Annotated in this window: 5 protein-coding genes and 3 pseudogenes; 6 read left to right on the forward strand and 2 right to left on the reverse strand. The window is 63.5% G+C overall.

Annotated features, from left to right (window positions below; translation table 11 throughout):
• Window positions 1–258: 258 nt before the first annotated feature.
• Complete coding sequence (locus IO39_RS43020; protein WP_052424134.1) at window positions 259–1,767, reverse strand: recombinase family protein; 1,509 nt, start codon at window positions 1,765–1,767, stop codon at window positions 259–261.
• 40 nt (window positions 1,768–1,807) lie between these two features.
• Here IO39_RS43020 and IO39_RS55580 point away from each other — a divergent pair.
• The 5 genes and pseudogenes from IO39_RS55580 to IO39_RS58460 all read left to right on the forward strand — a co-directional run.
• Window positions 1,808–1,906, forward strand: a pseudogene (locus IO39_RS55580) (peptide-methionine (S)-S-oxide reductase MsrA); the annotation flags it as partial.
• 393 nt (window positions 1,907–2,299) lie between these two features.
• Window positions 2,300–2,665 (forward strand): hypothetical protein, encoded by a 366-nt coding sequence (locus tag IO39_RS57180; protein ID WP_063765462.1) that lies wholly within the window; start codon window positions 2,300–2,302, stop codon window positions 2,663–2,665.
• 32 nt (window positions 2,666–2,697) lie between these two features.
• Window positions 2,698–3,819 (forward strand): helix-turn-helix domain-containing protein, encoded by a 1,122-nt coding sequence (locus tag IO39_RS43030; protein WP_245642594.1) that lies wholly within the window; start codon window positions 2,698–2,700, stop codon window positions 3,817–3,819.
• Window positions 3,816–4,367: a PIN domain-containing protein gene (locus IO39_RS43035; RefSeq protein WP_043637380.1), complete on the forward strand. Its 552-nt coding sequence runs from the start codon at window positions 3,816–3,818 to the stop codon at window positions 4,365–4,367. The genes IO39_RS43030 and IO39_RS43035 overlap by 4 nt, the downstream gene beginning before the upstream one ends.
• Window positions 4,368–4,420: 53 nt before the next feature.
• Window positions 4,421–4,528, forward strand: a pseudogene (locus IO39_RS58460) (peptide-methionine (S)-S-oxide reductase MsrA); the annotation flags it as partial.
• Window positions 4,529–4,624: 96 nt separating this feature from the next.
• Here IO39_RS58460 and IO39_RS59815 read toward each other — a convergent pair.
• A pseudogene (locus tag IO39_RS59815) lies at window positions 4,625–4,900 on the reverse strand (PD-(D/E)XK nuclease domain-containing protein); the annotation flags it as partial.
• Window positions 4,901–5,176: 276 nt separating this feature from the next.
• Here IO39_RS59815 and IO39_RS51585 point away from each other — a divergent pair.
• Window positions 5,177–5,410, forward strand: a complete 234-nt coding sequence (locus IO39_RS51585; RefSeq protein WP_052424135.1) for a hypothetical protein — start codon at window positions 5,177–5,179, stop codon at window positions 5,408–5,410.
• Window positions 5,411–5,595 lie beyond the last annotated feature (185 nt).

Here is a 5,595-nt window from a genome sequence, read left to right on the forward strand (position 1 = left end):
ATCTAGCTACTCGAAGGATCACTCGATGGCCGTCTTCATTTCACGACGCCACGCCTCTTGACCAGGTCAAACTCGTACACCACTCCCGTGGACGCAACCCCGGCGGCGACCCGAGCGCAGCCGTCCGGTACGTATCGTAGACGTCCGGCTGGGTCCGTAGAAGTCCGGTTGTCACCGGTGGTTCCGAGGGCAACGTAAGAAGGCTGTCGCCCCTAGGTAAGGGAGGCAGCCTTCTCGGACGTCCTGGACGTCTTGGGCTCAGCCTTCTCGCCAGATGGGCTCAAGCAGGTCGGGGTTGAACTTTCTGCGTCCCTTGCCGGAGGGATAGATGATCACGGCTAGGAGGGCTTCGCGGATGTAGGAGCGCTTGATGGTGAGGGGGAGTCCGTCTTCCTCCTCTGGCAGGTACCAGCGCCGTCGGATGTCGCTGATGTCGGTGTCGGAGCGGGCTTGGCGGCGTTGAGCGGCGGCGGTGAAACCTTGAGCCTCGGTGCGAAGGCGGGCGATGCGCTTCTCAAGGTCCGGCGCTGTTGAGAAGAACAGCTCGTTGGTGATGTTGCCTGCCGTCCACTGGACGCGCAGCTCTTCCAAGCGGGTCTTCGCGCCCTCGTACTCTGCCTGGCCCGGCCACTCTGCTGGAGCGACGGACGCGGCGAGTTGGACCTGTTCCAGCTTGGCGAGGACCGCTTCCGAGATGTAGAGATCGACCATGTCCCCGCGCCGTCCAAGTCCGCCGCAGCCACCAGCGGTCTTGCCGGGACAGATGTAGATGTGCTGGACGCAGTCCTTGCTGTGGGTGACGCGCAGCGAGGTGTTGCAGAGGGAACCGTCGGGCTTGGCGCGACCGCAGCGGAGGAAGCCGGTGAGCAGGTAGTTCGGCTCGCGGAAGTCCGGTGTGAGGATGTGGCCGATGCGCCCGTCCCGGTGGATGTAGTGGCCTCTGCGGGCATCGAAGATGTTCTTGACCGCCATCCACTGTTCGGGTGTCACGATCGGTTCCCACTGCCCGACGACTGGGTTGCCTGTTGTGTCTCGGACGAGTTCGCCGTTGATCTCCCGCCATCCGCAGATGCGGGGATTCTGGACGGTGATCTTGAGTGAGGCGGAGGTCCACTCGTTGCCCAGAGAGGTCTTCGCGCCCTGCCGACGCCATTGGTTCGTGATGGAGTGCAGCGAGCGGCCTGCAATGAGGTCGAGGACTGCTTGCCGTACGAGAGGTGCCTCCTGGGCGTCGAGGGTGAGCCGGTCGGGCTTCCAGCCGAACGGACGCGTACCGCCGACCGGAAGTCCTTGCTCTGCTCGCGTCCGATGCGAGCGGCGCATGCGGCGCTGCATCTTGCGGACCTCCATCTTGGAGATCACTGCACCGAAGAGGCCCATGCTCTCGGTGTCCTCGCTGTAGAGATCCTTCGGGCCGCGAGCGTCGGCGAACACACGCCCGTCCTGATACGTGATCGCCTCTACAAAGCGCTCGTAGTCACCAGGACGCCGAGCGAGACGGTCTTCGGCGACGATCACGACGCCTTGGACCGCCGTACCATCGGGGAGTTCGCCGGCCCTGAGAGCCCGCAGCATGGCCTCGAAGTCGTCGCGTACGACATCGGCCTTGGCGGCTGACTTGTCGTTGTCCGTGTACTCGTGGACGACCGTCCACCCGTGCCGTTCCGCCGTCTCCCGGTTGAGGCGGTGCTGGTCCTGCACCCCGTGCTCATCCCGCCTGATGTCAGCGGAAATGCGAGCGTAGGAGACGACCGGGACAATGGACACGTAACTCTCCTCACTTAAATTGTTGCAGAGAGTTAAGTTTTACCACCAGCAGTACCTCTACAAGGTCCCGAACGGCTACTGCGGCATCGGCGGCACGGGCGTGGCCTGCCCTGTGGGCCTGACGCCCGGCGAGGCGTAGACCTGCGAAGATAGCTAGATCCTGGCCCGTGGTCACCCGGCACGTCCGGCGTCGATCATGGGCCAGAGTCGTCTTCGGCGACAACCTTCCTTACAGGGTCAAGGGCAGCCGCCTGCGGCGGCCTGCCGCGCGGTGGGCGGTCGCTGGCCGCGCTGCGGCTCTCCGGCCGGTCGCGGCCAGCACCGCCCACCCTTCTCGTCACTTGGTGATCTTACTGGCGCGGGAGCGCAGCGCCATCGAGAAGGGTGTCCAGTTTCCAACCGCGAGCGGGTCGCTGAACGCGCGGCACGTCTTGGACGGGTACGTGTCACGCACCGAGATGCTCCAGACTTCTATCTGGCCGCGGCAGATCGCAAAGAAGAGCCGGACCGGACGCCGGCCATCACCTCTCGGTTGTTTCTTGCGCTGATCAAGCACGACTCGACCGCGCCTGCCCTGGTCATCGTCATGCCAGAGGTCTTTCCGTGGGTCTGTCACCTGTCCTCGGCCGAGATGCGTGCCTTCACGTTGGAACTGGTCGAGGCGCTCTCCGGCGCGGCCGAATTGGACGCCGATGCCACTCCCCAAGTGGTATTGCGCTGGCGAGCTAGTGCCAAGATCAAGGCCGACCCCGTGCACTACGCCGAGGCTTGCATGGCCATGAGCACGGGCGTCATCTGTCACCGAGGTCTTCCCGGCCGTGCCGGCGTGCCCGGAATCACGCCCACCACTCCTCGCCGACGCCCAGAGGACACATACCGCAAAAGGCTAGTGGGGTAACAATTGCCGGAGGTTGGTCGTACGGCCTCGCGTTGACCGCCGACGTGTGCGATTATCGCAACATGAGTGACCGTGCGGAGTGGGTAGATGTCGGCGAGCGGGTACGCGAGTGTCGCATTGCGGCCGATATGTCGCAGGAACAGCTCGCTGCGGCCCTGAATCTCGATCGGACGATGATCGCGAAGATCGAGCGTGGCATTCGTCGGGTGGACGCCCTGGAACTGTCGAAACTCTCGACAGTGCTGGATGTTCCGCTGGCCTATTTTGTCAGTCCGCCGCCTCTTGTCGTGTCCAGGCGTACCGAAATGGTGGACGACGGAGATACCGAGGCAGCCCGGCAGTCCTACTCCTTGGAGGTGGCACTGACTGCATGGCTGAACGACGTCAGGCAACTCATCGAGAGCGGGACACTTACCGCACCTGCCATCGAGCGCTACGAGGGTCCTGTTCAGGACGTGTCGGACGCCCGTCGGGCGGCTTGGTGGGTGAGGGCACAAGTCGGTTTGGACAATGAGCCGATCGACTCCCTCATGAGGGTGTGCGAGCGTCTGGGGCAACTGATCGCGGTTGTGGATGTGCCAGGCGAAGGAGCATCGCTGATCGAAGACGAGCTTGCCGTCGCTGTCGTGAGCAAGCGGGGCGACCCCGGCCGTCGCCGGGCCACAGCCGCTCACGAACTGGGGCATCTGATCATTGGCGACGAGTACTCCACTGATATGGGCGTCCACGTTTCCCGTGACGGGCGAGAAGCGATCGTCGATGCTTTCGCGGCGGAACTTCTCCTTCCGATGCGAGCGATTGCAGCAGTCAGTGGCGGGGCGTTGCACAGGGAGGACCTGGTCGTTCTCGCTGCCCGATACCGGGCTTCATGGACTTTGACGATCCGGCAAGCAGTGGAGGCGGGTGCCATCGACAAGGTCACTGCCAGAGGAATGCGGCAACGTACTCCCACGAGGGCGGAGTTGATGGAAGCGGTCGGCTGGGCGCCCCAGCCTGACCTTGAACACGTTCGTGTGCCGCCGAGCTACGCGCATGCGGTGGTGGAGGCGTACAAGAAGGCCCTCATAACAGCACCTCGCGCGGTCGAGCTCATGCGTGGGCAACTTGTCGCAGCCGATCTGCCCGTACGGGATGAAGCGGAGCTGGAGCCTTGAGCGACTCGGGCCCCGGCCGGGTTCTCGTCTTCGATGCGATGTGCCTCAACCACTTCGCTCGCGCGGAACGTCTGGACGTGTTGCGAGACCTCCTCGTGGATGACACGTGCCTTACCACGCATGTGGTGAGGGAGGAAGTTCGGACCGGCACTCGGACGTATCCGGCTCTTCATGCGGTCCTGAACGCGGAGTGGCTTGCCGTGGCGCGGCTGGACTCGATGGATGAGATCAAGTGTTTTGTCAAGTGGACGCGGCGCATCGGCTCTTCCGAGCGGAACCTTGGCGAAGCCAGTGTGTTCTCTGCTGCCGAACTGGCACCCGGAGTCGCCATCACGGATGACCGAGAAGCTGTAGCCGTGGGGCGGGCGCATGGCCTCGAAGTCCACGGCACCATCTGGCTGCTCTCCCGAGCATGTGATCAAGGGAAGCTCAACGGGGTTGCGGCCGGCAACATCGTGGACTCTCTCGTCGCAACCGGCATGCGCCTGCCTTGTACTGGCTCCAACTTCGATTCTTATGTCCGCCGCCATTTCGGGCCGCTGTCTTGAGCGATGGCTGGGCCTCGATACCGCTTCCGAGGAGTTGCGAATTGCTGCGCAGAGCGAACTGTTACCACCGGCAATATTTGTACAAAGTGCCCAACGGCTACTGTGGCATCGGTGGGACCGGTGTCTCGTGCCCGGTAGGTATCGCGCCTACTGGCGAGTGAGGCGGACCGGCGAATGCCGGCCGAGTGCTCCCTCGCACCCCAGCGGTCCTCCATCGTGTGGGTCGCCGGGGTGCGGTGGTACTGGAGGATCACCACCCGGACAGGGAAGGAAGTGTCTGCACGGAAGTCCTGTTCGAAACCGGACGCGTTGAGTATGTACTTCTCCGGGTCGTAGACAAGTGCGAAGCAAGCGTCCGCGTAGTTGTGTGCTCGACAGCGCAGGATGTCTTGAGCCAACTCGTCCCCGAGTGCTGCGAATATCGTGTTGAGCTCGAGCCCTGCCTGCAGAAAGTGCTTGATCTTATGGGTCGGAAAGCCTCCCTCGTACTCTTTGCGGAAGGCTTCAAGGTGGTCAGATGGGAGGATGGCCATGGCCTTCGCATGCCACGTCCCATTACGCTTCGGCCAGGCCGGCGAGGGTATCGGTGCGTCGGATCGGCTCCGCGATTTTCTCGAGCACCCTTCTCGTCACGGGATGATCGTACTGTCGCGGGAGGACGGCCCGCCTCGGAGTAGAGCCGCGTCCGTTTCGGCCAACATCAGATTGTGTTCTGACGTAGACTGCAAGAGTGAGCACGAGTCATGCCGACGCAGTGACCTTTTCTGATCTTTCGAGGAAACTCCACTGCGCGCGCCCTGGTCCTCGCCATGCCAGAGGTCTTCCCGTGGGTTCGTCACCTGTCATCGGCCGAGGTGCGTTCTTTTACGCTGGAACTGGTCGAGGCACTCTCCGACGCGGCCGAGCTGGACGTCGATGCCACTACCCAAGAGGTCATCGCGGGCTGGCGAGCCACCGCCAGGATCAAGGCGGACCCCGTGCGCCATGCCGAGGCTCGCAAGGCCACGAGCGGTGATTTCGGACCGGTCCAGGTCTCCGCGTGAGTCCGAAACGCGGTGACCGGGTCACCGTGCCCCCTCCAGAGGAACAGTGGGACGTCCGATTCGGTACCGGCGAGGCCGTCCGTGGGTGGGAAGAGTTGTGCCGTCATGCCTTGGCCAACACACGTCGGTGCTTCGAAGCCCTGCGCGCTGATCCGCGCATTGGCGCCGGCCACGACAGGCAACAT

It is taken from the genome of Nonomuraea candida, assembly GCF_000725485.1.
Taxonomy (GTDB): Bacteria; Actinomycetota; Actinomycetes; order Streptosporangiales; family Streptosporangiaceae; genus Nonomuraea; species Nonomuraea candida.